24 protein-coding genes are annotated in these 26,180 nt (G+C 29.4%); 18 read left to right on the plus strand and 6 right to left on the minus strand.

Going from position 1 to position 26,180, the window contains the following annotated elements; all coding sequences use genetic code 11:
* Positions 1-49: 49 nt before the first annotated feature.
* From der to CRV03_RS02365, 13 genes are all read left to right on the plus strand, one after another.
* Positions 50-1,486 carry a ribosome biogenesis GTPase Der gene (gene der / locus CRV03_RS02305; RefSeq protein WP_129083523.1) on the plus strand — a complete coding sequence of 479 codons (1,437 nt, stop codon included), beginning with the start codon at positions 50-52 and terminating at the stop codon, positions 1,484-1,486.
* Positions 1,487-1,499: 13 nt separating this feature from the next.
* Positions 1,500-3,092, plus strand: a complete 1,593-nt coding sequence (locus tag CRV03_RS02310) for a SulP family inorganic anion transporter (protein WP_258238980.1) — start codon at positions 1,500-1,502, stop codon at positions 3,090-3,092.
* 243 nt (positions 3,093-3,335) lie between these two features.
* Complete coding sequence (purD, locus tag CRV03_RS02315) at positions 3,336-4,604, plus strand: phosphoribosylamine--glycine ligase (RefSeq protein ID WP_129083524.1); 1,269 nt, start codon at positions 3,336-3,338, stop codon at positions 4,602-4,604.
* A 5-nt stretch (positions 4,605-4,609) separates the two neighbouring features.
* The gene (locus tag CRV03_RS02320; protein ID WP_129083525.1) at positions 4,610-5,038 is read left to right on the plus strand and encodes an RDD family protein; all 429 of its coding nucleotides are present in this window, start codon (positions 4,610-4,612) and stop codon (positions 5,036-5,038) included.
* Positions 5,031-7,121, plus strand: a complete 2,091-nt coding sequence (locus CRV03_RS02325) for an LPS-assembly protein LptD (protein WP_129083526.1) — start codon at positions 5,031-5,033, stop codon at positions 7,119-7,121. The genes CRV03_RS02320 and CRV03_RS02325 overlap by 8 nt, the downstream gene beginning before the upstream one ends.
* Position 7,122: 1 nt before the next feature.
* Positions 7,123-7,776, plus strand: coding sequence for a phosphoribosyltransferase (locus CRV03_RS02330; protein WP_129083527.1), 654 nt, complete (start codon positions 7,123-7,125; stop codon positions 7,774-7,776).
* Between the two features lie 5 nt (positions 7,777-7,781).
* Positions 7,782-9,965: a polyribonucleotide nucleotidyltransferase gene (locus tag CRV03_RS02335; protein WP_129083528.1), complete on the plus strand. Its 2,184-nt coding sequence runs from the start codon at positions 7,782-7,784 to the stop codon at positions 9,963-9,965.
* Positions 9,966-10,042: 77 nt separating this feature from the next.
* A complete protein-coding gene (locus CRV03_RS02340; RefSeq protein ID WP_129083529.1) occupies positions 10,043-10,411 on the plus strand; it encodes a response regulator in 369 nt (122 codons plus the stop codon).
* Positions 10,412-10,449: 38 nt separating this feature from the next.
* On the plus strand, positions 10,450-12,582 hold the full coding sequence (locus CRV03_RS02345) for a chemotaxis protein CheA (RefSeq protein WP_129083530.1): 2,133 nt from the start codon (positions 10,450-10,452) through the stop codon (positions 12,580-12,582).
* 4 nt (positions 12,583-12,586) lie between these two features.
* Entirely contained in the window at positions 12,587-13,429 is an 843-nt protein-coding gene (locus CRV03_RS02350; protein ID WP_129083531.1) for a protein-glutamate O-methyltransferase CheR, read from the plus strand.
* Entirely contained in the window at positions 13,426-14,103 is a 678-nt protein-coding gene (locus tag CRV03_RS02355) for a chemotaxis protein CheD (RefSeq protein ID WP_129083532.1), read from the plus strand. The genes CRV03_RS02350 and CRV03_RS02355 overlap by 4 nt, the downstream gene beginning before the upstream one ends.
* A gap of 22 nt (positions 14,104-14,125) precedes the next feature.
* On the plus strand, positions 14,126-15,205 hold the full coding sequence (gene cheB, locus CRV03_RS02360; protein WP_129083533.1) for a chemotaxis-specific protein-glutamate methyltransferase CheB: 1,080 nt from the start codon (positions 14,126-14,128) through the stop codon (positions 15,203-15,205).
* A 102-nt stretch (positions 15,206-15,307) separates the two neighbouring features.
* A complete protein-coding gene (locus CRV03_RS02365) occupies positions 15,308-16,363 on the plus strand; it encodes a tyrosine-type recombinase/integrase (protein ID WP_129083534.1) in 1,056 nt (351 codons plus the stop codon).
* A gap of 13 nt (positions 16,364-16,376) precedes the next feature.
* On the opposite strand, the gene CRV03_RS02370 is transcribed toward CRV03_RS02365, so the two are convergent.
* The 5 genes from CRV03_RS02370 to hemW are packed head-to-tail and all read right to left on the minus strand — an operon-like array spanning position 16,377 to position 21,170.
* Positions 16,377-16,658 carry a hypothetical protein gene (locus CRV03_RS02370; protein WP_129083535.1) on the minus strand — a complete coding sequence of 94 codons (282 nt, stop codon included), beginning with the start codon at positions 16,656-16,658 and terminating at the stop codon, positions 16,377-16,379.
* 9 nt (positions 16,659-16,667) lie between these two features.
* Positions 16,668-17,189 (minus strand): hypothetical protein, encoded by a 522-nt coding sequence (locus CRV03_RS02375; RefSeq protein WP_129083536.1) that lies wholly within the window; start codon positions 17,187-17,189, stop codon positions 16,668-16,670.
* Between the two features lie 55 nt (positions 17,190-17,244).
* Complete coding sequence (locus CRV03_RS02380) at positions 17,245-19,215, minus strand: M3 family metallopeptidase (protein ID WP_129083537.1); 1,971 nt, start codon at positions 19,213-19,215, stop codon at positions 17,245-17,247.
* A gap of 23 nt (positions 19,216-19,238) precedes the next feature.
* Positions 19,239-20,063 (minus strand): peptide chain release factor N(5)-glutamine methyltransferase, encoded by an 825-nt coding sequence (gene prmC / locus CRV03_RS02385; protein WP_129083538.1) that lies wholly within the window; start codon positions 20,061-20,063, stop codon positions 19,239-19,241.
* Positions 20,064-20,108: 45 nt separating this feature from the next.
* Entirely contained in the window at positions 20,109-21,170 is a 1,062-nt protein-coding gene (gene hemW / locus CRV03_RS02390; protein WP_129083539.1) for a radical SAM family heme chaperone HemW, read from the minus strand.
* 55 nt (positions 21,171-21,225) lie between these two features.
* Between hemW and CRV03_RS02395 the strand changes: the two genes are divergently transcribed.
* From CRV03_RS02395 to folP, 5 genes are read left to right on the plus strand one after another with little or no spacing between them, the layout of a single operon-like run.
* Complete coding sequence (locus CRV03_RS02395; RefSeq protein WP_129083540.1) at positions 21,226-21,720, plus strand: RNA pyrophosphohydrolase; 495 nt, start codon at positions 21,226-21,228, stop codon at positions 21,718-21,720.
* Between the two features lie 4 nt (positions 21,721-21,724).
* Positions 21,725-22,936: an aspartate kinase gene (locus tag CRV03_RS02400; protein ID WP_129083541.1), complete on the plus strand. Its 1,212-nt coding sequence runs from the start codon at positions 21,725-21,727 to the stop codon at positions 22,934-22,936.
* 2 nt (positions 22,937-22,938) lie between these two features.
* Entirely contained in the window at positions 22,939-23,490 is a 552-nt protein-coding gene (locus CRV03_RS02405; RefSeq protein ID WP_129083542.1) for a HobA family DNA replication regulator, read from the plus strand.
* Entirely contained in the window at positions 23,490-24,122 is a 633-nt protein-coding gene (locus CRV03_RS02410) for a DNA polymerase III subunit delta' (RefSeq protein WP_129083543.1), read from the plus strand. The genes CRV03_RS02405 and CRV03_RS02410 overlap by 1 nt, the downstream gene beginning before the upstream one ends.
* Before the next feature lies 1 nt (position 24,123).
* Complete coding sequence (folP, locus tag CRV03_RS02415; RefSeq protein ID WP_129083544.1) at positions 24,124-25,269, plus strand: dihydropteroate synthase; 1,146 nt, start codon at positions 24,124-24,126, stop codon at positions 25,267-25,269.
* Here the strand turns inward: folP and CRV03_RS02420 are convergent.
* Entirely contained in the window at positions 25,264-26,094 is an 831-nt protein-coding gene (locus CRV03_RS02420) for a prephenate dehydrogenase (protein ID WP_164968598.1), read from the minus strand. The two genes, folP and CRV03_RS02420, sit on opposite strands and share 6 nt — an antisense overlap.
* Positions 26,095-26,180: the final 86 nt, after the last annotated feature.

Here is a 26,180-nt window from a genome sequence, read left to right on the forward strand (position 1 = left end):
TTAGCATTTTGCTAATGCCTTTTTTATTTTTAAAGGATATAAAGACTATATGGACAAAAAACTAAAAAAAATTGCTTTAATTGGTCAACCAAATGTAGGTAAATCATCACTGTTTAACAGAATTGCAAAACAAAGAATAGCTATTGTTTCTGATATGGCTGGAACTACTAGAGATATTAGAAGACATGAAGTTGAAATCTTAGAAAAAGATGCTTTAATGCTAGATACTGGTGGAATTGATGAAACAAATGATGCAATTTTTACAAACGTTAAAAGAAAGGCCATAGAGTGTGCAAAAGAGGCTGATATAATACTTTTTATGGTAGATGGTAAAAGATTACCTGATGATAAAGATAAAGAACTATTTTATGAGCTTCAAGATTTAGGAAAACAACTAGCATTAGTTGTAAATAAAATCGATAATGATAAAGAGAAAGAAAGACTTTGGAACTTTTATGAGTTTGGAATAGATGAAGATAATCTATTTGGAATATCAGTTTCTCATAATAGAGGAACTAAAACTTTATTTGAATGGGTAGCTGCTAGACTTCCAGCAAGAAAAATTGAAGAAGAAGTAATAATTAACAGTGAAATTGTAGAAGATGATCTTTCTTTAGAACAATTTTTAGACCCAGTTGAAGATATAAATGAAACTGCTCAATTAGATGATGGTCAAGTTAAAGTAGCTATTATTGGTAGAGTTAATGTAGGTAAATCTTCAATTTTAAATGCACTTGTTGGAGAAGAAAGATCAGTGGTTTCTCCTGTTGCAGGAACTACTATTGATCCTGTTGATGAGGCTTTTGATTATAAAGATAAGCACATCACTTTTGTTGATACAGCGGGTCTAAGAAGAAGAGGAAAAATTGAAGGTATAGAAAAATATGCTTTAAATAGAACTACTCAAATGCTAGAGAAAGCCAATTTAGCTCTTTTAGTTTTAGATGCTTCTTCAGAATTAGTTGATTTAGATGAAAAAATTGCTGGACTTGTAGATAAATATGGTTTAGGAACAATTATTGTCTTAAATAAATGGGATGAAAATATGGATACCTTCAAAAAACTTGAAGATAAAATTCGTTCTAAATTTAAATTTTTATATTATGCTCCTATTATTGCAGTTTCAGCTAAAACAGGTAGAAGTATAGATAGACTAAAAGATAAAATTATAGAAATTTATGAAAATTATGCACAAAGAATTCCAACATCAGTATTAAATAGAACAATTGAAGAAGCTGTTATTAGACATGCTCTTCCAAGTCCTAATGGTGCATATTTAAGAATATATTATACAACTCAATATGAGGTTAAGCCCCCAAGAGTTGCACTTATTATGAATAAACCACGACTACTACATTTTTCATATAAAAGATATTTGATTAATTTTTTAAGAAAAAATATTAACTTTGAAGGAACACCTATTCATATTATCACAAGAGGAAAAGGTGAAAGAGATATTGATGAGGATGAAGTAGAAGCTTTCTAATAAGGAGTTCTTCTTGAATATAAACACTTTTAAGAATGATATTTTTGGAGGTGTAACTGCTGCTATTGTTGCATTACCATTGGCTTTAGCCTTTGGTGTTGCAAGTGGTGCAGGTGCAATCGCAGGTCTTTATGGAGCAATTATCTTAGGATTTTTTGCTTCGCTTTTTGGTGGAACTTCTACCCAAATTTCTGGTCCAACTGGACCTATGACAGTTATTACAGCTTCTGCTATAGCAACTTTTCAAAATGATTTACAAGCTGTTTTTACTGTAATCTTTCTATCTGGATTAATTCAAATCTCTTTTGGTATTGTTAAAATAGGAAAATGGATTAAGTATATTCCTTATCCCGTTATTTCTGGTTTTATGTCAGGAATTGGAATTATAATTATTATCTTACAAATAAACTCGTTTGTAGGAGTTGATTCATATGGTTCGGTTATAGAAACAGTAGTTAATATTCCAAGTACTATAAAAAATATAGATTTTCATTCTTTTATAATTGCTTCAATAACCCTAGTAATAATGTTTTTAACTCCTAAAAAAATTGCAAAGCTAATTCCTCCTGCTTTAATTGCTTTAGTTTTTGTAACTTTACTTTCAGTATCAATGAACTTTTCAATCTCTACAATTGGAGAAATACCAATGGGTTTACCAGAGCTTGTATTTCCTTTTAGTTTTGATATCTTAAAACTTAGTACTATTATAACTTTAGCTATAACTTTAGCACTTTTAGGTTCAATTGATTCATTACTTACTTCACTTGTTGCTGATTCTATGACAAAAACTAAACATAAGCCAAATAAAGAGCTTATTGCCCAAGGAATTGGGAACTCTATTTGTTCTTTCTTTGGAGCAATCCCAGGAGCTGGGGCTACAATGAGAACAGTAATAAATATAAAAAGTGGAGGAACAACAAGAGTCTCAGGAATAGTTCACTCTATTACTTTACTTTTGATTGTTTTAGTTCTAGCACCTTTTGCTTCAAGTATTCCCCTTGCTGTATTGTCTGGAATTTTAATAAAAGTAGGTTTTGATATCTTAGATTATAAGTTTATAAGACTTATAAATAAAGTTTCAAAGCAAGACCTTCTTGTGATGGTTACAGTAGTTTTATTAACAGTTTTTGTAGATTTAATTATGGCTGTAGGAGTAGGGATAACTTTTGCTTCAATTATTGCAGTTTATAAAGTATCCAAAAATACTAAAATCAAAACTATCTATCCTAAAAGAGAATCAGACTTTGATATTGATATTGAAGATAAATCAACAAAGATTATTAAGATAAAAGGTTCATTGTTTTTTGGAACAGCTTCTATTCTTGATAGAAGAATAGATAAAGTAAGAGCTAGAACAAAAACCCTTGTTTTGGACTGCTTAGAGGTTAGTGTTTTGGATTTATCGGCAATATTTATGCTAGAAGAGATTGTTAGAAGGTTAAAAAATAGAGATATTGAAGTAATTTTACTATTAAAAATTTCTGATAAAAAAAGAGTTATTAATTTAGATAGAAATAATATATTTAAAAATATAAAAATATTTAATAAGATTGATAATGCTGTAAATTCAATTCAAGAAAATAATTATAAAAGAAGCCCACTATAACAGACTTTAATGTTTAATTCATATACAATTAGATAAAATAATATATATCTAAGTAGCGCGGGATTTCCATTGTTGAGGGTCCGATACTATTTTTTTGTGGATAATGTGGATAACATGGTGTGCAGCTTTTCATTGCGTTTAGGCTCCTGAAATGGTACTCTTATCTGCTATCGTTGGCTTTTGTGGGCCATTTGATGGTTAACGACTACTTGGATATTTTAATAATTTTTAGGGGAAATCAAAGTGAACATTTTAATACTTGGTAGTGGTGGAAGAGAATACTCAATAGGACTTGCTATTTCTAAAGAAGAAGAGAATCATAAATTATATTTTAACCCAGGAAATGGGGCAACTTCGCAAATTGCAGAGAATATCAATATTAAAGATTATAATGAGTTAGCTATTTGGGCAAAAGAAAATGCAATTGATTTAACAATTGTTGGACCAGAAGCTCCACTAGTAGATGGTGTTGTTGATATATTTAAAGAGCATGGATTAACTGTGTTTGGACCAAGCAAAGCTGCAGCTCAGCTAGAGGGTTCAAAAGTTTATATGAAAAACATTTTAAAGAAATATAACATACCAACAGCAGCGTTTATAGAAACTACAAGTGAAAAAGAAGCTCACGATTTCATTGATACAATGAGTGAACCAATTGTTGTAAAAGCAGATGGTTTATGTGCAGGTAAAGGTGTAATTATTGCTCAGTCAAAAGATGAAGCAAAACAAGCAGCATCTGATATGTTAAGTGGTTCATCTTTTGGAGATGCAGGAACTTCTATTGTTGTTGAAGAGTATTTAGATGGATATGAGTTATCTATTTTTGCTATTTGTGATGGTGAAAACTATAAAGTTTTACCAGCAGCACAAGACCATAAAAGAGTAGGGGATGGTGATACTGGACCAAATACTGGTGGTATGGGTGCTTACGCTCCAACTCCTTTAGTAAATGATGATATTTATAAAAAAGTAGAAGAAAGAGTAATTAAACCAACTTTAGAAGGAATGAAACAAGAAGGTGCTCCTTTTGAAGGTGTACTATTTATTGGAGTAATGGTAGTAAATGGTGAGCCAATTATTTTAGAATATAACGTTAGATTTGGTGACCCAGAGTGTGAAATTTTAATGCCTTTATTAGAAACTCCTGTTTCAGAACTGTTTTATAAAGGTGCTACAAAACAACTTGATAAGTTAGATATTAAAATTAAAGATGAATATGGTGTTGCAGTTGTTATGGCAAGTGGTAACTATCCATATGGTTCAAGTGAACCTGCAGAGATTATTGTTGATGAAATTGTTGATGAAGATTTAAAAGAGCATACGCATATCTCATATGCTGGTGTTGAAATGCAAGATGGTAAACTAATGGCAACAGGCGGAAGAGTTCTTCTTTGTGTTGGTTTTGGTAAATCTATTAGGCAAGCAAGAGATAGAGCATATGGTCTTTGTGGTCAAGTTCATTTTGCAGGTAAAAAAATCAGAACAGATATTGCTTATCAGGCATTAAAATAAAAAGTATGAATACAGATAACTTAGAATTAGCATCAAATAGAAAAAGAGCTTTAGCTTATGTTATTGATGATTTTTTAGTAACATTCATTATTATAGTAATGTTTTGGGATAAAATAGTTGTTAATGGAACAGACTTAGTGTCTGTTCTTGCTGTAATGAATGCCTTTATTTGGCAAGTACTACTTTTAAAATTCATTTATCAAACATTTTTTATTTGGTACTATGGTGCAACTGTAGGAAAAATAATAGCTAAAGTGAGAGTTATTGATTTTAATAACTTTGGAAGAGTATCTTTACTTACTTCTGCAACAAGATCAGTTTTTAGACTTTTTAGTGAGATGTTTTTCTATTTTGGATTTATTTTTGCTTTCTTTACAGAAAGTAGACAAACATTACATGATAAAGTAGGAAGGACATTGGTAGTTAATGCTTAAGAAGGTTATAGCAACAGCTATTTTAGTTGTATCATTACATGCAGAAAATGAAAAGTTTCAAGTTATTGCAAATAACTTAAATACAAAAAACAATATTTTAGTTGCAAAGGGAGATGTTGTTGTATTCTCTCCTAAATACTATATTACTGCGCAAAAAATTATTCATGATAAAGATAAAAATACATTAGAGTTATTTGATGATGTAATTATTGTTAAAAATAATAATGTTCAAACAAAAAGTGATTATGCATTTTTAGATCTAAATAATGATGATTTATATCAAAATCCAAATATTTTTTATGAAGAGAAGAGCCAAATCTGGATTAACTCAAAAGATGCAGATAAGAAAAATGATCTAATTGAGTTAGGAAAATCAATTCTTTCAAGTTGTGATTGTGATGATCCAGATTGGAGTATTAGATCTACTAGTATGGATTATGACACAAAAGATATGTGGATTAATACATATAACACAACTTTATATGTAAAAGATTTTCCAGTTATTTATACACCATATTTAGGCTTCTCAACAGATACAAGAAGAAGAACGGGACTTTTAATTCCTTTATTAGGATATTCTAGTACAGAAGGTTTTTTCTATAATCAACCTATCTATTTTGCTCCTGCTCCAAACTATGATATTGAGGTTATTCCTCAAATTAGAACTAGTAGAGGATATGGTTCATATTTTTATTTTAGATATGCAGATTCTCCAGATTCTATGCTTAGAATTGGAACAGGTTACTTCAAAGAAAAAGAGTCTTATGTTGAAGAAAACAACTTAAGAGATGATGAACATTATGGATTTAATTTAGATTATGAAAGAGTAAATCTATTTGCAGATACTTTTGATTCAAAAGATGGATTATATGCTTCTATAAGATATTTAAATGATGTAGAGTTTAACTCTTTAGAAGATAGTAGATATCAAGAGTCTATTGAAAAAAAGGTAGAGTCTAAAATTAACTATGTGTATGACACTCCTGACTATTTTTTAGGTGCATATTCAAGATATTATATTGATACACAAAAAGAATCAAATAATGAAACTCTTCAAGAACTACCAAAACTTCAAGCTCACTCTTATAGTAGACCTTTAATAGATAGATTAATGTATTCTACAGATTTAAAATATACTAACCACTATAGAAGAGATGGTTTAAATGCTAATCAATATGAGTTTAGTATTCCTTTATCTTATTCATTCTCTTTATTAGATGATTATTTAACACTTACGCTTAAACATCAAGTAACAGCAAATAAGTTTGAATATAGTGATAAGGATACAGGATTAAATCTTGAAGACGGTACTTTTGTTGAAAGTGTAAGTAGTGTTATGTTAAATAGTGATTTAATTAAACCCTATGAAAACTATATTCATACTATGAATTTAAGTGCTGAGTATAATCATTTTAATACAATGAAAGAAGAGGGTGATCTTTACTCTATTTCAAATACTAACTCTCAGTTAAGTTCATTTCCTGTTACTGAAAGTTCAGATAATATAATATTTGGATTAAATCAATCTATTTATGATAAAGAAGATTTAAAACAAATAATAAATCATAGAATTAGACAATCAATTGTATATAATGACCAAGATGAAGCTAAATTACATAATTTAGAGAATCAAATCACTTATAACTATGGTTTAGGTGCAATATCTAATAAAGTAGTTTATAATCATCAGGATGATCAGTTTATTGAAAACTCTACAAACTTCTCATTATCATATGAAGATTATTATCTAAGACTTGGATATTATATGTCTAAAGATACACCTAACTCAGGGAAAGAAGAGCTAGAGTCTTATAATGTAGCTACAAGCTATAGAATCTCTCATGATTATAAAATAGGTTATACTACAACATATGATTTAGAAAGAGACTATAGAAGTAAAGAAGCTATACACTTTGATATCAATGATAGATGTTGGGATTTTAGTATTAGTTTTGAAAGAGAAACAGAGCCTGCTTCAACTCTGGACTTAGAACCTATTACACAAGATATTTTCTATTTACAGTTAGTTTTAAAGCCATTAGGTGCAGTTAAACAAGCGTTTGAATTAGAAAGAGATAAATAGTATGACTCCTGATAGAATCTTTTTTAAAAATAGAGATGTAGCAGCATATAGACTTATCGATGTTTTACCTGTAAATAAGATGAAGCTTGAAGAGTGGATTGTTATTGCAACTTCGTATGGAGGTTATCCTGTAGCTCAGATTATTGCAAAAGAGTTAGAGGGAAACTGCGATGTACTTTTTTCAAGAAAAATACTATCTCCTAACAATGAAGATTGTGAAGTTGCAATTGTTACTGAAACAGAAGAGGTTGTAATTCATGAGGAACTAGTAAAAGCGTTTGATATTAGCTTAGATTTTGTTTTTTCAAAATCTAGATATATTTATGAAAATGACTTATCAAAAATGGTTTGTAAACATAGAAGAGGAAAAAAACTTGGAGATTTTACAAATAAAAACATTCTACTTGTAGATGAAGGATTAAATACAAGCTTAACTATGATGGCTTGTATTAAAACAGCAATTAATCTAGGTGCAAAATCAGTTTCTGTAGCAACACCAATCTTACCAAAAGTGAGTATAAATACTATAGAATCAATTGCAGATGATTTATATTATGTAGAGAGTCTTGACCATTTTATAGATATTGGTTTCTATTATGATGAACTTGATGAATTACAATATGAAGACTTATTAAAAATAATGAATAAAGGATAAAACTTATGTCAACAGTATGTGAATTTGAATTAAATGAAAAACAAGAGGTTTTCGAATTTAATAAAGTAGCTAAACAATCAAATGGATCTGTTTTAGCAAAATTAGGAAACGCAGTTGTATTAGCAACTGTAGTAAGTGAGTTTGATAACCCTGTTGAAGAAGATTTTACTCCTTTAACAGTTCAATATGTAGAAAAAACTTATGCAGCAGCAAAACTACCTGGTGGATTTATTAAAAGAGAAGCAAAGCCAAGTGAATTTGAAACATTAACTTCAAGAGTTATTGATAGAAGTTTAAGACCTCTTTTCCCTAAAGGTTATGTTTATCCTACAACTATTACAGTTATAGTTTTAAGTGCAGACAAAGATGTTGACTTACAAGTTTTAGCTTTAAATGCAGCAAGTGCAGCATTATATACTTCAAACCTACCTATTAAAAAATCTGTTGCTGGTGTAAGAGTTGCTAAAATCAATGGAGAGTATATTGTTAATCCAAAAATCAGTGATATGGATGAATCAACACTTGATTTATATGTAGCTGGTTCTAAAGAAGAGCTATTAATGATTGAGATGAAATCTATTGCTTCTGAAGAAATGGTAGAAGTTGATATTGAAGCTTTTACAAAAGTACATCAAACAAATGAAATGACTGAAGTTGAACTTGTTGAAGCAATATCAGTTGCACAAGAAGCATTAAAAGAATCAAATGAAACTTATGAAAAAGGTTTTGAGTCTGTTTGTAAAGAGACAAAAGATGTAAAACTAGTTGAGTTTACAATTGATGAATCAATTATTAACTATGTAAGAGATAACTATTTAGAAAATATTAAAAGTGCAATTCAAAAACTAGCAAAAAGTGAAAGAGCAACAGAACTAAAAGAAGTTGCTAGCTTAATCTTAGTAGATGAATATTGTGTTGAAAAAGAGATTGAATATAGCACAATTTATGAGGCAGTTTCAATTGTAAAAAGAGAAGCTGTAAGACAAATGATTGTTAATGATAAAGTTAGAGCAGATGGAAGAGGGCTTAAAGATGTAAGACCTATTTCTATTGATACAAATATTTTACCTTCTACTCACTCTTCTTGTTTATTTACAAGAGGTGAGACACAAGCTTTAGTAGTTGGTACTTTAGCTGGAGCTAAAGATGGTCAAATGTATGAAATCTTAACTGAAAAGTCTACTTCTACTGAAAACTTTATGGTTCACTATAACTTCCCTGGTTTCTCTGTAGGTGAAGCAAAACCAATGTTCGGTGTAGGAAGAAGAGAATTAGGTCATGGAAATTTAGCTAAAAAAGCACTTGAAGCAACTATTGATAAAGATTATAGTGAAACAGTTAGATTAGTTTCAGAAATTTTAGAATCAAATGGTTCTTCATCTATGGCAACTGTTTGTGGTGGTTCATTAGCTTTAAAAGCAGCAGGTGTTCCAGTTTCTAACTTAGTTGCAGGTGTTGCAATGGGTATGGTTGTTGAAGGTGATGACTATTCTGTATTAACTGATATTATGGGATTAGAAGACCATGATGGAGATATGGACTTTAAAGTTGCAGGAACTAAAGAAGGTATTACAGCACTTCAAATGGATATTAAACTTGGAGGAATTGAACTTTCAGTTTTAAAAGAAGCATTACTTCAAGCAAAAGAAGGAAGAGAACACATCTTAGGTCTAATGGAAGAAGCAGCTAGTGAAATTGTTCCTAGTGAAGCATTACCATTAATTGAGCAATTTGCAATTGATCCAAGTAAATTCATGGTTGTAATTGGAAAAGCAGGTGCTACAATTAAAGAAATTATAGAAAAATTCTCTGTTTCTATTGATTTAGATAGAGATACAGGAAATGTAAAAGTAAGTGGTGAAAATAAACAAAATGTTTTAGATGCTTGTGAACATATCAAAACTATTTCTAATAATGCTCCTGAAAGAAGAGACCATCAAAAAAAGAACATTGACTTTGAAAAACTATATAGTGTAGATGAAGTTTTAACAGGAAAAGTAGTTAGAATAGCTGACTTTGGTGCATTCGTTGAACTACCAAAAGGTGGGGAAGGGCTTTTACATATTTCTAAGATCTCTAAGCAAAGAGTTAATAAAGTAGAAGATGTACTAAAAGTTGATCAAGATGTTGAAATTAAAGTACTAAAAGTTAAAAAAGATAGAATAGAACTGGCTTCTGCGCAGTTTTAAAATTTAATACTAAATTAATATATGTTTAGTTAATATTGATTAAATTAATATATTTTTATTACAAATAAGGGGTTTATATGGCTAAGCTTTTAATCGTAGATGATTCTACAATGTTAAGGGATATGCTAAATTATGCACTAAATGAGGGTGGTTACACTGACGTTGTAGAGGCTATTGATGGTGTTGATGGTCTTGAGAAAGCTAAAGCTAACTCATTTGATTTAATAATTACAGATGTTAACATGCCAAATATGGATGGTTTAACATTAATTGGTGAATTAAGAAAATTACCTCAATATGCTTCTAAACCAATTTTAGTTTTAACTACTGAAAGAAGTGACGAAATGAAAGCAAAAGGTAAAGCTGCAGGTGCAACTGGTTGGATTGTAAAACCATTTGTTCCAGAACAATTATTAAAAGCAGTTAACATAGTTTTAAGTAGATAGTTTAAAAACTATAATTATAAATATAAAAAGGTTTTATCATGTCTGGTTTTGATATATCTAAATATAGAGAGATGTTTGTAGAGGAAGCTGAAGAGCTGTTTGAATCTGCAGATAATGTGTTACTTGAAGCAGAGAGTAACGGTACACTTACTGATGACGAAATGGGTCAACTTTTTAGAGATGTTCATACATTAAAAGGTAGTGGTGCCTCTGTTGAATTAACTCTTTTTGCTGAGTTTACTCATGATGTTGAAAACATGATGGATAAATTAAGAAACCATGAAATTGAATTCAAACCAGAGATGGCTGGAACATTAATTGATGGTTTAGATGTAATGAGAGAGCTTCTAGATTTAGAAGTTGCAGAAGAGTTATCAAGAGAAACTTTTGAAGAGATGACATCTGATTTATTAGTTACTATTAGAGCTTATATAAGTGGAGAAAACCCTGGTTCAGAAGAAGCTACTCCTGTAGTGGAAGCACCAGTTAGTGAAGCTCCTTCAGCTGTAGCTCCAACTGTTGAAACTACTAGTTCATCAGAAGCAGATAATATTGGTTTTTATGATGAAAATATTCAAGAAAGTAAGTTTAATGAAACTTATGGATTCTTTAATGATCAAGAAATTGGAAAAGATAATGCTAATTATGGATTTTTCGATGAAGAGCTAGATAGACTTTCTGAAACTACTGCAACACCAGTGATAGAACATGAAGACAATGATGACTTTGGATTCTTTGATGATATGGATGAAATAACATCTGAGTCAAAAATTGAAGCGAATAACGAAGATCAAAAAGAAGAGATTAAAGCACAAGAAACAAAAACTGTAGAAACTAAAGCAGCTCCTACAGCAGAAGAGAAAAAAGTAGAAACTCCTACTCCTTCAGCATCACCTGCTGCAGCTAAGAAAGCTCCAGTTGCAAGAAAAGAGAGAGATACAAGTAAGAAATCTTCAGCATCAAATAACATTAGAGTAAATCTTGAAAAAATTGATTTACTTATGAATAATGTTGGAGATTTAGTTATTACAAATGCAATGTTAACTCAATTCTCTACAACAATTGAATCAGATAAAACTAGAAATGCTGTTTTAGAAAGATTAGAATTGCTAGAAAGACATATTAGGGAGATGCAAGACTCTATTATGAGTATCAGAATGGTACCAATGGATGCAATCTACTCTAAATTCCCAAAAGTTGTTAGAGATATTTCTAAAAAACTTGGTAAAAAAGTTGAATTTAAACATTATGGTGATGGTGTTGAAATTGATAAAGCAATGATTGAAGGATTAACAGATCCATTAATGCATATTATTAGAAACTCATTAGACCATGGTTTAGAAACTCCTGATGTAAGAGTTGCAAATGGAAAAGAAGAAGTAGGAACTATTGCTATTTCTGCTGAGCAAGCAAACGGTCAAATGATTATTACTATTGATGATGATGGTAAAGGTATTGACGGAGAAAAAGTTGCTCTAAAAGCTCTTGAACAAGGGCAAATTGATGAAAATCAATATAACAATATGAATAACAATGAAAAAGCAATGCTTGTATTTGGTGCAGGTGTTTCAACAGCAGATAAAATTACTGATATCTCTGGTAGAGGTGTTGGAATGGATGTTGTTAAAACAAATATTCATAAATTAGGTGGAGCAATTAAGTTAGATACTACTCCTGGGACTGGTACAACTATTACTATTATGTTACCTCTTACTCTTGCAATTCTAGATGGATTAGATATTGCTGTTGGAGATCAAAAGTATATTTTACCTTTAAGTTCAATTGTTGAATCACTTCAACCAACATCAGATATGATTAAAAAAATCGGTGATGGTTCACAAGATTTATTAATGCTTAGAGAAGAGTTTATTCCTGTAGTAAGATTACACCAATTATTTGGTGTTGAACCAACATTTGATAACCTTGAAGATGGTATGTTAATTGTTGTTAAATCAGGTAATCAAAAAGTTGCTATATCTATTGACGAGTTCTTAAATCAACATCAAGTTGTTGTTAAACCTTTAGATAAAAACTTTAGAAGTGTAGAAGGAATTGGTGCAGCAACTGTAAGAGGTGATGGAAGTATTGGTTTAATTCTAGATGTACTTGGAATTATCAATGCACAAATAAAAATAGAAAAAGATCTGACAGCAGCTCAATTCGCGTCATAAGAATATGGCTAGTGATAGAGTTTTACACCAAAGGGTGAAAAAAATACTTTATTCTCTTACAGGAATTACTCTTGCTGAGAATAAAGATATTATGATAGCAAATAGACTACATAAATTAAAAAGAGATACAAAATATTCAGGTGATATTGATCATCTGTTAGATTCTATAGAAGAAGGTTCTTTTACTATGGAATTTATAAACTCTTTTACAACAAATAAAACTCATTTTTTTAGAGAAGAGTTTCATTTTACTGATTTAAGAGATAGAGTACTTCCTTCATTTGCAAATGCAGGAAAAGAGATTAAAATGTATTGTTCTGCTTCTTCAACTGGAGAAGAGCCATATTCTATGGCAATGACAGTGCTAGAAACACAAGAGTTATTAGGAAGCAGAATAAATGCTTCTATCATTGCAACTGATATTGATACAAACGTACTCCAATATGCTGCAAATGGTGTTTATAGATATGCGAAGTCATCAAGAGAGTTTCCAGACTGGATAAAACCACCAAAGTTCTTTAAAAGAAGAGTAAATAAAACATTAACTAGCGAAGAGATACTAATAAAAGTAAAACCAGAGCTTCAAAAAATGGTAACTTTTCAAGTTAATAATTTAAATGATAACTCATACCCTTTTCAAAAAGAGTATTTTGACGTGATTTTTTGTAGAAATGTATTGATTTATTTCTCATCAGAAGATCAAAATAAGATTTTAAAAAGACTGTTTTCTCATTTAAAAATAGGTGGAACATTATATTTAGGGCATTCTGAAAACCCTCATGATTTAATAGATTATGTTGATAGAATAGGCCAAAATATTTTTATAAAAACAAAGGAATTTAATTGATTGTTATAGGTCATAAAGATGGAAGTATTGAAAAAGCATCTATCTCAAGATTTACACAAAAGACTAAAGGTTATAATACTCACACTGTAATTGGTGGAGAGTTTGCAGTTGGAAAAGATATTGATAATATTGCATTTAAAACGCTTTTAGGTTCTTGTGTGGCAATCATGTTCTATGATGAAGTAAAAAAAGTAAAAGGTATGAATCACTTTTTACTTCCTACTACAAATAGTAGTAATGATGATATGAAGTATGGTCTTTATTCTGTTGAGGCAATGCTAAATGAAATGTATAAACTTGGGTGCGACAAAAGAAATATGACTGCAAAAATTTCTGGTGGTGCAGATATTATGCAATTAAATGTATCTGCTGTCTCTATTGGACATAGAAATGTTGAATTTGCTAAGGATTTTTGTAAGTCTGAAGGTTTTAAACTTCTTAGTGAGCATACAAGAGGTGAACATGGTAGATTAATTCTACTAGCAGATACTTTTCAAACATTTATTAAAGTTACTCAAAAAAGTGAGACTGATAATAAAATTCTTAAAGAAGAAAAAGCATTACAAACAGAAATTACAAAAGCACCAGTTATCAAAGAGTATGTTGGTGGAGTTGACTTATTTGACGATGACACTAATAAAGCGGAACCAGAAATGGAAATTGAACTATTTTAATAAAAGTGTAGGGTGATATTTAATGTATACAGTCTTAGTGATTGATGATTCTCCTTCAATGAGAAGAATTATTAAAGATATGGTTAATAGTATAGAAGATTTTGAAGTTATTGCTGAAGCTTTTGATGCTTACGATGCAAGAGAAAAGATCAAAGAGTACGAACCAGATTTAGTAACTATTGATATTAATATGCCTAAAATGGACGGTGTTACATTCTTAAGAAACCTTATGAGACTCCACCCTATGCCTGCTGTAGTTATTTCAGGAGAAAGTGTTAGGGGTAATGATATTTTTGATGATGGTGCAGTAGGGTTTATTCCTAAACCTGAAGCAGGGGAGTCAATGATATCTTTTGGAGAAAGAATAAAAGAAAACCTTCTTAATCTTACTTTCTTACTAAAAAGATACACTTTAAAAAAGCCAAAAGCAAAGAAACAAGTAAAAACTAAAGCTTCAATGGAAGTAAATAAGAAAAACCATCCAGATTTAGTAATACCATTAAGACAAGCCCCATTAATGGGGAAAAAGATTATTGCAATTGGTTCATCTACAGGTGGGGTTGAATCACTATTAAGGGTCTTCAAAAGTTTAACAAGTAAGCTGCCTCCTATAGTTATTACACAACATATACCTTATGGTTTTTCAAAATCTTTTGCTGATAGATTAAATGATAATTCTTCTTTAACTGTACATCAAGCAGAAACAGGAATGACTTTAGAGAATGGACATGCTTATTTAGCTCCTGGTAATATGCATTTAACTATTGAAAGAACAGCTGGTGGCAATTATCAAATCAGATTATTAGATGAAATGAAAGTAAGTCATCACAAACCAAGTGTTGATGTGATGTTTAGATCAGTTAATAATACAGTTGGTGGAGCTGCAATGGCAGTTATGATGACTGGTATGGGTGATGATGGGACTATTGCTATGAAAGAACTTCATGATAATGGAGCATATACAGTTGCTCAAAATGAAGAGAGTTGTGTAGTATTTGGTATGCCTGCAAAAGCAATTCAAGCAGGAGCAGTAAAAGATATTGTTCATTTAGATGAAATAGCTGAATATATAATAGATTTTGCTAAGAACAAAAGAAGATAAGAGTGCTTCTTTTGTGTATATAAAAAGTTTGAAAATTATAGTTTTCAATACTAATTAATATATATTTTGCTATTATACTACTAATAAGTATAAAGGCACTACATGAGATACGAACTTGATTTTGAAAACAGTTTTAACAAAACCTACTGTTTTTGGCTCTCTTTATTTATAAGAAATAAACTAACAACACTTTCTAATACACAAGTTAATGATAAAGAAAGATTTGCAAATATATTGCAAGTTTTAATTCGTGGAAATAAAACAATTGAAGAATTAAGAGATTTAGTTAAACAAGCAAGAAATATTGGTTTAACAGGAATAAATACATATTTTAACCCCCTTGCAAAACTATATGAGTTTTTACAGACATTTGGACCAGCATCTATGAAAGAGATTGATGAAGAGTTGCTTATTGATTTTTTAGCTTCATATACAAGTGGTTTATCTGATGCAAGTAAGAAAAATCATAGAATTGCCCTACTTAACTTCTTTTCTTATATAGACAAACAAAATGAAAATGACGATGGAAGCTCATATCAATTTAAAATTGAATTAAAAAACTGGGCAGGACTTGGTGGTAAATCTGGAACTAAATTGCCTGCTCATATGAATAAGGATGAAATTGATAGATTTTTAAAAGCAATTGATGAGTATGAGTTTTCAGCAGATACTATTTATAGAAACAGAGTTATTCTAAAAATGATAATATATACAGGAGTTAGGGTTTCTGAAATGTTAAACTTACGATTAAGAGATTTATACAAAGAGGATGATGTTTATGTATTACAAGTTCGAGGAAAAGGAAATAAACCTCGTATTGCTATGATTAAAACAAAAATTATTGAAAATGATTTACAAAACTGGCTAAATCAAAGGGTTTGTGATGAAGACTATGTTGTTTGTAATAAAAAAGGAAATAGGCTAACACAAGCTTATGTTAGTAGAATTGTTGAAAATATATTAACTTTAGCAGGTATTAGAAAAGAGAAAAACGGTGCACATATGTTAAGACACTCTTTTGCAACCCTACTTTACCAAAAACATCATGATCTTATCTTGGTTCAAGAAGCTTTAGGTCATGCAGATATAAATACTTCTAGAATATATACACACTTTGATAAAGAGAGATTAAAAGCTACTACTAACCTTATGGATTAGTTAGTAGTTGTGTTTACCATAAAGAACCTGTTTCAAGCTCTAAAGAAGTATTTGATTCTTCTATTTCCAAGTAAACTTCTTCATCATAGTCTAAATATAAAGAAAAGTCTCCAGTTGTTATGCTATCTTGAATACTTCTTTTATTTAAATAGCTATCATCCATTCCATTTGAAAGATCTGATAAATAGTAATCTACCATTGAAGGAGCCATACTATTTATTGCAGAGTCTAAGCTTTGAAAGGAATCAACCCCAAATGTAGAGAATAGAGAATCTTTATTTAATAGAAGTATCATTTTTCTTTTTTAGTTATTAAACCCATTTAGTAATGATGCCATTCTATTTAAATCGATTTTCTCTGATGAAGAGCCATTATTAGAAGAAGACTCTTTATTATCATCTTTTTCATCATTTTCTGAAGAGTTAGTAGTATTTATTGCTGGAGAATCAGTTTTTTTATCTACTATTACTTCTTGTATTGTTTCTCTAACTTTAGAAGTGTCTTCATCATAGTTATGTTTTTCTGGATGTGCTTTTTTACTTAGAAGACCTTCAATTTTACTTAACATAGAGTTAATATTTGAAGAGTCCTTCTCACTACTATCTTGTAAGTTGTTTAAGTTATCTTCTAAGTTTCTAGTCTCAGCTTCTAAAGCTGAGATCTTATCTTTAAGTTTATTATTTTCGCTGTTTAGTTTTTCGTTTTCATTTTCTAGTGTATTATGTTCATCTTGTAGCTGATCATAAGAGTTTTGTAATTGTTCATATGCAACTATTAGTTTCTCTAAAGCTTCATTAAGTTTTGCGATTGTTTCTGCGTTTGTCATTTAAATAACCCTTATAAAATTCTATTATTAATTAAAAACGATATTATTACAAAAACTAGCTAATAATTCCATCAATTTTTAATAAAGAATCAACACTTGGCTCTCTTTGTGCAAATTCATAGAATAATTTGTCCATATCTTGTGAACCACCCTTCTCTAAAATAGCTTTTTTGTACTTCATCGCTAATTCTTTGTTAAATACTTTTCCTGAATCAATAAACATATAAAATGCATCTGCACTTAATACTTCTGCCCATTTGTAAGAGTAATATCCTGCTGCATATCCTCCTGCAAAGATATGTGCAAATCCATTTTGGAACTTATTGTACTTTGGTGGCTTTATTACGGCATAGTTCTCTCTTATGTTATCCAATAAACCCTGTATTTCACTTTCCGTTTTGTATAGCTTTTGATGTAATTTAAAATCAAACAGTGCAAACTCAATTTGCCTTAACATTGCAAGTGCAGATTGAAAGTTTCTTGCCTCAATTAATTTATCAATTGCTTCATCATCTAATACTTCACCTGTTTGATAATGTTTAGCAAACATTTTTAATACTTCTTTATCATATGAGAAGTATTCAAGGAATTGTGATGGGAACTCAACAACATCCCAAGCAACCCCTGCAATTCCACTTACAAAGGCTTCAGGCACTTTACTAAATAGATGATGTAATGCATGACCCATTTCATGGAATAGTGTTACTACATCAGAGTGTCTTAATAATGAAGGAACACCCTCTTTTGATTGTGGGAAATTACATACTATATATGCTGTAGGAAGTTTCTTGTTTCCATCCATATCTACATAGTGTGAGTGCCAATTGTTCATCCAAGCACCACCTCTTTTCTCTTTTTTAGCTTCTAAATCAATATATATTCTTGCAAAGACTTTTGAGTTTTCTTTTATATTACAAACTAATACATCTTTATCCCAAGCTTTTGCATCTTTTACTTCTTCAAATTCTACATTAAAGATTTTATTTAAAAAGCTAAAGAAGCCATTTAATACAGAGTTTTTCTCAAAATAAGGTCTATAATACTCTTCATCAATATCATATTTTTCTTCTTTTAACTTCTCGCTGTAATAAGCTAAATCAAAACTTTTTATATCAGAAATTCCATCTTTTGAAGCATATACTTTTAATTCTTCTATCTCTTCTAATGCTCTATCTTTACCTTTTTTTGCAAGCTCTTCTAAGAAACTAATTACCTCTTCTTCTTTTTTGGCCATTTTAGTTGAAAGAGAGTATGAAGCATAGTTTTCAAAACCTAAAATTTTTACTTTTTCATCTTTTAAAGAAAGGATTTCTTCAATTATTTTTCCATTCTCAGGTGCTCTTGTCGAGTATGCTTTATATATTTCTTCTCTTCTTTCTCTATTACTTCCATAAGTAATATAAGCTAAATAAGATGGCATTTGAAGAGTAAACTTATATTTAGTTTTTCCATCCTCTTCAAACTTTGCAAACTCTAAATCTGAAGCAGGAATCTCTTTTACATCTTCATAGTCTTCACAAATCATTTCATAAGCATTTGTTGCATTTATAAGATTTTGTGAGAACTTGTGAGACAATTCACTTAGTCTTAAATTTATCTCTTTTAGTCTATCTTTAATTTCGTTATTTAAATGACAACCACTTAATTCAAAATCTCTAATCTCATTTTCAAGTACTTTTTTTTGTATATCATTTAAACTTGTATAACTATTATCTTGTATATCTTTTAAAGATCTATAAATATTATCATTTTGAGATATCTCAGTTTCATAGTTTGAGATTAAAGGAAGGCACTCTTCGTAAACTTTTTGCGTTATTTCTGAATTTTTAACTGAATCTATATGAAAGATAGGTGTAACAAAATCACTTAACCTCTCCCCTACTTCTTCATATGGTTTTACAAAATTTTCATAACTTTTATTTTCAATTTTTAATATCTCTTCAATTTTCTTTTTACTATCTTCTAAAATCTCTTCTAATCTATTTTTACTATTTTCTAAATCTGTTAAATCAAACTCTTTAAACATTTGTTCTCCTTTTAATTTTATATTTATTTAAACTCAATTGTAAAACCTCTATCAAACTTTTCATAATCTTGATAAAATGAGTAATCTTTAATCTCAAAATTATTTAAATAGTTTTCTAAAGGTTTCTTTTGATCATATCCCATTTCACAAAGTAGATATTTTATATCTCTTTTTGAAGTTTCTTCAATGATATTTTTTAATAATTCATCTCCAACTTCTCCTCCAAAAAGTGCATTTCTAGGTTCATATTTTACATTTGCTGGAAGCTTGTAGTTATTTGCAATATATGGAGGATTTGAAATTGTCATAAAAATCTCTTCATCTTCACTAATATTAGTATATAAATCACTTTTGATAAAAGTGATTCTATCTTCTACATTATGTTTTTTTGCATTCTCTTTTGCAAGTGCAAGTGCATCATCATTTATATCAACTGCTATAATTTTTATCTCTTTTATTAAAAGAGCTAACATAACAGAAATAATCCCAGAACCAGTTCCTATTTCTAAAACTGTTTTATTTTTAGTATCTTTTAAAATTTCAACGGCATTATCAACAAGAAGTTCTGTTTCTGGTCTAGGAATTAATACATTCTCTTTTACTAGAAAACTTTCTCCATAAAAAGATGCCCTTTTAATTAAATACTCTAAAGGATAATCTTTTTTTCTTTTTTCTACTAATTTTTCTAATTGTTTTATTTCACTAAACTCATTATTATAATTAAGATGTAACCATATATTGTTTTTTTCTAAAATATAACATATTAATATCTCAACTTCTTTAGCTGGAATATGAGTAACATCTCTTAATTGTTTAGAATAGTTTCTTACAACTTCTTTTATTGTCATTTATATCCTTATTATATATAAAGGCGATATTATATCAAAAAGAGTTTATTCTAATATATAAAGAGCAATCTCATCTGCCAAAAGAAAGTTTTTGTTATAGACTTTCTTATCTTTTATATATATTTTTTCTTCTTTTATTAAATGTTCTACTCTTTTTAATTCCTCAGCTGTAAATATTGATAAAGAAACTCCTAATATACATCTAAAACCTAAAAGTACTTTCTCTACTTTTATATCTTCTTTTGATAAATCTTCTATTTCATATGAAGTTGGATTTTTGATATACTCATCTAAGTCCTTATTTGGATAATATCTTCTATTGTTTACATATCCAACTGCTCCTGCTCCAACTCCTAAGTACTCTTTGTGTTCCCAATATCCAAAATTATGTTTTGATTGGAAACTTTTATCTTTTGCAAAATTTGATATTTCATATTGAGTAAAACCATTCTTTTCTATAAAATCAAATATCTTATAAGACAACTCTTCATCATCAATTTTTACTTCACTTTTATTAAAGAATTTTGTTCCTTCTTCTAAGGTTAAAGAGTAAGCACTTAAATGAGTCACAGGCAAAGAAAAAGCCTGTTTTAAATCTTCTTTAATATTATTTAATGTGTCAGTTTTAAAACCGTAAATTATATCGCAGTTAATACTATCAAAACCTATACAAGAGGCATTTTGTATAGCAGTTATAGCACTTTTAGCATTATGTGCACGATTTAATTCTTTTAGCTTATTTTCTTGAAAACTTTGTACTCCAAAACTAATACGATTTACTCCAAAATTTTTCATTTCTTTTTGCCATTCTTTTGTGGCAGAATTAGGATTTGATTCAGTTGTTATTTCTGTATTTTCATCAATATAGTTTTCTAATATTTTAAAAGTTTCTTCATAGTCTTTTGGTTTTATTGTACTTGGAGTTCCTCCTCCAAAAAAGATAGTCTCTAATTTTTTATTTTGACAGTTTTTTTCTAAATCATGTTTTAGTTGTTTATTTAAAGCCTTCATATAATCTTTTTTTAGATTAAATTTAGTTGTATATGAGTTGAAAGCACAATAGTGGCACTTGCTGTCGCAAAAAGGTATATGTAAGTATAAAAGCAATTTTTAATCCTAAGTTTATTATAATATCTGGCTAATTATAAGGGAAAAAATATTTATGACTGATAAAGAAATGAAAGATAATAAAAATAAAAAAAATTACAGACCTAATGTAGCGGCAATAGTATTATCAGCAAAATATCCCGAAAAGTGTGAGATTTTCATAGCTTCAAGAACAGATGTAGAAAATGCTTGGCAGTTTCCTCAAGGTGGAATTGATGAAGGTGAACAACCTAATGAAGCACTATATAGAGAGCTTGAAGAAGAAATAGGCACAAGGGATGTTGAAATAATTGCAGAATATCCAAAATGGGTAAGCTATGATTTTCCTCCTGTGATTGCTAAGAAAATGCACCCTTATGATGGTCAAATTCAAAAATATTACTTAGTTAAGTTAAAAAAAGGTGCAAAAATAGATATAAACACTGAAATACCAGAGTTTAGTGAATTTAAATTTGTTCCAACTGAGAATATTTATGATTATATAACATTCTTCAAAAGAACAGTATATAAGCAGGTTTTAAAATATTTCAAAAAAGAGGGTTTTATTTAAAAAGATGTTAAAAGTTTTAAAGTTTGGCGGTACAAGTGTAGGAACACTTGAAAGAATACAGAATGTAGCCAATATAATAAAGAATATAAGAGATGAAGGTCATGATGTTATTGCAGTTGTTTCTGCAATGAGTGGTGAGACTAATAAATTATTAGAATATGCAGGTAATTTTTCAAAAAATCCTGTTGCAAATGAAATAGATATGCTTTTAAGCTCAGGAGAGAGAGTAACTTCTGCCCTACTTTCTATTGCTTTAAACGAACAAGGATACAAAGCCACTTCTATGAGTGGTAGAGAAGCTGGAATTGTTACAGATAATGCACATATGAAAGCTAGAATTGAATCTATTGATACAACTAATATGAAAAATGCAATTAATGAAGGCAAAATTATCATTGTTGCTGGTTTCCAAGGTGTAACACAAGATTCAAGTAGAGTTTCTACTTTAGGTAGAGGTGGTTCAGATTTAACAGCTGTTGCTATTGCTGGTGCTATTGAAGCTGATGTTTGTGAAATCTATACTGACGTTGATGGTATTTATACTACAGACCCAAGAATTGAACCAAAAGCTAAGAAACTAGATAAAATATCTTATGATGAGATGCTAGAGTTAGCCTCTTTAGGTGCGAAAGTATTACAAAATAGATCAGTAGAGATGGCGAAAAAATTAAATGTAAATTTAGTATCAAGAAGCAGCTTTACGCCAGAAGTTGAAGGTACATTAATAACTAAGGAAGAGAATATTATGGAAAAACCAGTTGTAAGTGGTATTGCATTAGATAAAAACCAAGTAAGAGTTGGTATGTATGGAGTTACAGATAGACCAGGAATTGCTTCATCTATTTTTACAGCTCTTGCAGACGCAAATATTAATGTAGATATGATTGTACAAACAGTTGGTGTTGATGGTAAAACTGACTTAGACTTTACTATTCCTGTAACAGATTGGGAAAATTGTAAAGAAGTTATGAACAAGTTTGAAGATGATGCTGAAAATATTGATTACAATGAATCAATTTGTAAAGTATCTATTGTAGGTGTTGGTATGAAGTCTCACACAGGTGTAGCTTCAAAAGCCTTTACTGCTTTAGCTTCTGAAAATATTAATATCAGAATCATTTCAACTTCTGAAATCAAAGTTTCTATGATTATTGAAGAAAAGTATGCAGAATTAGCTGTTAGAACTTTACACGACGCATATAACTTGGATAAATAACAGTGCAAGAATTTCTAAATTGGACAGTTGACACAATTAGAGAAGATAGGCTTATTTCTCCTTGGTTAGAAGAAAAAAAGTATGAATGGGTACCTTTAGTTTCTAAATCAGTTACTAATATCTTAGAAAAAGGTCGTTCTGTTTTAGTTATCACTGATAGTGATAGAGATTGGTTTTTAAAGTATGTATTAACACATATCAATTCACAAAAGAAAAACAGACCTTTTTTACCTTTTTATAACTTTAAGTCTTTTTATAAAGATTTAGATGAAGTAAAAACAGAAGATGAAATAAATTTCATAAAAGATATGCTTAATATATCTTTTCCAAATGGTTACTGTTTTTGGTATATTGGTAGAAGTCAAGATGCAAGAGCTATTTTACCAAAGTTTTCAAAGAACTCATTTCTTTGGATTTTTGATGAAGAAGTTCAAGATGCATTTAACCTAAAAAACAATGATGAAGCTTTAGATATGAAACTTCTTCAGATGTTTAGACTTTATGATAAAACATTAAGTGCTGCACTTTTTGCTGAGATTAACGTAGAACATTAATGATAAACGAAAAAATTGAAACAGCTCATATCTTAATAGTAAATGATATAGATGAGACTCTTAACTCTTTATTGCCTTTTTACTCGAAACATAATGTAAGAGTAATTAGAAATGAAGAGAAAGAGGAGTTTCAATTAGCTCAAGCAAATGCTACTATAAAAGAAGCATATATCTCAACAAATGAAAAGAAATATATTTTTCTTTGTGGAAAAATCTTTAGAAATGAAGCACAAAACTCACTTTTAAAAATATTAGAAGAACCACCTTCAAATATTGTTTTTATAATAATTACAAACTCTAAATCAACTATTCTACCTACAATCTTTTCTAGAATGCCTCATAAGATTTTAAAAAGTGGCTTGAAAAAAGAAGATTTATCCTTAGATATAAGAAAACTTGATTTAAAAGATGTTTATGAATTTTTAAAACAAAATCAAAGAATAGATAAAAAAGAGTCTATCTCTTTTGTTGAAAGTCTACTTTTAAAAGTAAACAAAGAAAACATAGAACTAACACAAAATGAATTAGAACTTTTTTCTAAATCAATAAAACTATTAAATCTAAACTCTAGACCAATAAACGTTTTAACTACTCTACTTCTAACAATAATAAATAGAAAACATAGGGTTTAATATGACACTACAAAAAATAGCTATTTGGGATGCTAAAAAAGTATATGAATCTCTAGGCTGTGATAAGGGTGGTATTTCTATTTTATCAAAGAAATCATCTTTACATACAATTTTAATAAAAAACATGCATGTTGGTGCAGCAAATATCTTAAAACAAGACTCTCTTTCTATTGGAGCAGATTTAGCAGTACCTACTGGTGTTATAACTGCAAAAGAAAAATACGTTGATGGAATATTAATTGCAACAACAAAGCAGCTTGAAGTTTTAAGTAGAAAAGAGTTAGCTCAACCTTTTGGATTAAAAGAGTTTGCAAAAAACTTAAAAGAGTTTATCCCTTCTAAAAAATATCCAACAAAAATAATGGGTGTTTTAAATGCAAATGAAGACTCTTTCTTTCAAAATAGCCGTTTTAATGAATCTGATGCTAGTTTTAGAATAAATAAAATGATTGAAGATGGTGCTTGCATTATTGATATTGGAGCAGTCTCTAGTAGACCAGGAAGTATTGCTGTTTCTTGGGAAGAAGAACTTCAAAGAGCAAAACCTATTATTGATGTTATTTATAAAGAAAAGCTTTTTGAAAAAGCTAAATTTTCTTTAGATTCATATGAACCAAAAGTATTGGAATATGCTTTAGAAAACGGCTTTTCAATAGTTAATGACATAACAGGTTTAGCAAACGATGAAGTTTGTAAAGTAGCTTCAAAATATAATGCACAAGTTGTAATTATGCATATGCAAAAAGATCCAACTATTATGCAAGAAAACCCTGTATATGATGATTTGATTCAAGAAATTGATGACTTTTTTAAACAAAGAATTGAAAAAGCAAAAAGTTTTGGAATTGAAGATATTGTTTTAGATGTTGGAATTGGTTTTGGAAAAACTTTAGAACACAACTTAAAACTAATAAAAAATCTAGAGCATTTTAAACACTTTGGATATGAGCTTTTAATGGGAGCTAGTAGGAAATCAATGATAAATAAGATTGTAGAAACACCTACAGAGCAAAGACTTCCTGGAACTTTAGCGATACATTTAGAATCTATAAACTATGGAGCTTCTATTATTAGATGCCATGATGTAAAAGAACATTATCAGGCAATTAAAGTTCAAGAAGCTATTAACACACAAGAGATTTTATAAAATCTCATGTAGTGTGTTTGCTTTTTTCATCCACTCTTTTAAATCTGAATAATCTTCCTCTTCAACCATTTTTCTCACCTTTTTCATGTGGTCTTCAAATAAATCGATAGATGCTAAAAGATTTTTTCTATTTTGTTTAAAAATATCTGTCCACATATCAGGACTTGATTTTGCAATTCTACTCATATCTTTAAATCCACCTGCTGCTAAAGCAATAATAGATTTTGGATCTTCATGTCCCATAACAGTATTTGCTAAAGAGTATGAAATTGCATGGGGTAAGTGAGACATATAACAAGCATGAATGTCGTGTTCATCTGCATCCATTGCAACAATTCTCATACCTATTTCTTGAAATACTTTAAATGCCTTATTTACATGTTGATTTTCATTTTCTTCAAGATTACATAAAACTACTGTTTTACCTTCATATAAATTATCAATTGCTGCTTTTGGTCCCGATTTTTCAGTTCCTGTCATTGGGTGAGCTGCAATAAAATTTTTTCTAATTTTAGCAGGAACATTTTTTATAATAAACTCTTTCGTTGACCCTAAATCCATAATTGTTGTCTTATCTTTTATATCCAAAAATTCTGGCATCATAGAAATAATATTATCAACTGGAATAGCAAGAACTATTAAATCACAATTATCTTTTATCGTCTTGATATCTGTTAACTCATCAACTAAATTTAACTCTTCTATCTCTTTTTTAGACTTTTCACTTCTTGCAAATCCATAAACTTTTGTAGCTATTGAGTATTTTTTAACTGCTTTAGCGAAAGAACCGCCCATTAATCCTAAACCAATAATACCTATATTCAATTTTATAACCTTTAAAATATATTTAAAAAGCGATTATATCTTAAACATCCTATAAAGTTTATTTAGATATATTTTAGCTTTAATTA

Source organism: Arcobacter sp. F155 (assembly GCF_004116455.1).
Lineage (GTDB): Bacteria > Campylobacterota > Campylobacteria > Campylobacterales > Arcobacteraceae > Halarcobacter.

Coding starts and splice junctions, on each gene's coding strand:
- der (WP_129083523.1), top strand. CDS start 50: ATGGACAAAAAACTAAAAAAAATTGCTTTAATTGGTCAACCAAATGTA.
- CRV03_RS02320 (WP_129083525.1), top strand. CDS start 4,610: ATGAATACAGATAACTTAGAATTAGCATCAAATAGAAAAAGAGCTTTA.
- CRV03_RS02325 (WP_129083526.1), top strand. CDS start 5,031: ATGCTTAAGAAGGTTATAGCAACAGCTATTTTAGTTGTATCATTACAT.
- CRV03_RS02330 (WP_129083527.1), top strand. CDS start 7,123: ATGACTCCTGATAGAATCTTTTTTAAAAATAGAGATGTAGCAGCATAT.
- CRV03_RS02335 (WP_129083528.1), top strand. CDS start 7,782: ATGTCAACAGTATGTGAATTTGAATTAAATGAAAAACAAGAGGTTTTC.
- CRV03_RS02340 (WP_129083529.1), top strand. CDS start 10,043: ATGGCTAAGCTTTTAATCGTAGATGATTCTACAATGTTAAGGGATATG.
- CRV03_RS02345 (WP_129083530.1), top strand. CDS start 10,450: ATGTCTGGTTTTGATATATCTAAATATAGAGAGATGTTTGTAGAGGAA.
- CRV03_RS02350 (WP_129083531.1), top strand. CDS start 12,587: ATGGCTAGTGATAGAGTTTTACACCAAAGGGTGAAAAAAATACTTTAT.
- cheB (WP_129083533.1), top strand. CDS start 14,126: ATGTATACAGTCTTAGTGATTGATGATTCTCCTTCAATGAGAAGAATT.
- CRV03_RS02365 (WP_129083534.1), top strand. CDS start 15,308: ATGAGATACGAACTTGATTTTGAAAACAGTTTTAACAAAACCTACTGT.
- CRV03_RS02370 (WP_129083535.1), bottom strand. CDS start 16,658: ATGATACTTCTATTAAATAAAGATTCTCTATTCTCTACATTTGGGGTT.
- CRV03_RS02375 (WP_129083536.1), bottom strand. CDS start 17,189: ATGACAAACGCAGAAACAATCGCAAAACTTAATGAAGCTTTAGAGAAA.
- CRV03_RS02380 (WP_129083537.1), bottom strand. CDS start 19,215: ATGTTTAAAGAGTTTGATTTAACAGATTTAGAAAATAGTAAAAATAGA.
- prmC (WP_129083538.1), bottom strand. CDS start 20,063: ATGACAATAAAAGAAGTTGTAAGAAACTATTCTAAACAATTAAGAGAT.
- CRV03_RS02395 (WP_129083540.1), top strand. CDS start 21,226: ATGACTGATAAAGAAATGAAAGATAATAAAAATAAAAAAAATTACAGA.
- CRV03_RS02400 (WP_129083541.1), top strand. CDS start 21,725: ATGTTAAAAGTTTTAAAGTTTGGCGGTACAAGTGTAGGAACACTTGAA.
- CRV03_RS02410 (WP_129083543.1), top strand. CDS start 23,490: ATGATAAACGAAAAAATTGAAACAGCTCATATCTTAATAGTAAATGAT.
- folP (WP_129083544.1), top strand. CDS start 24,124: ATGACACTACAAAAAATAGCTATTTGGGATGCTAAAAAAGTATATGAA.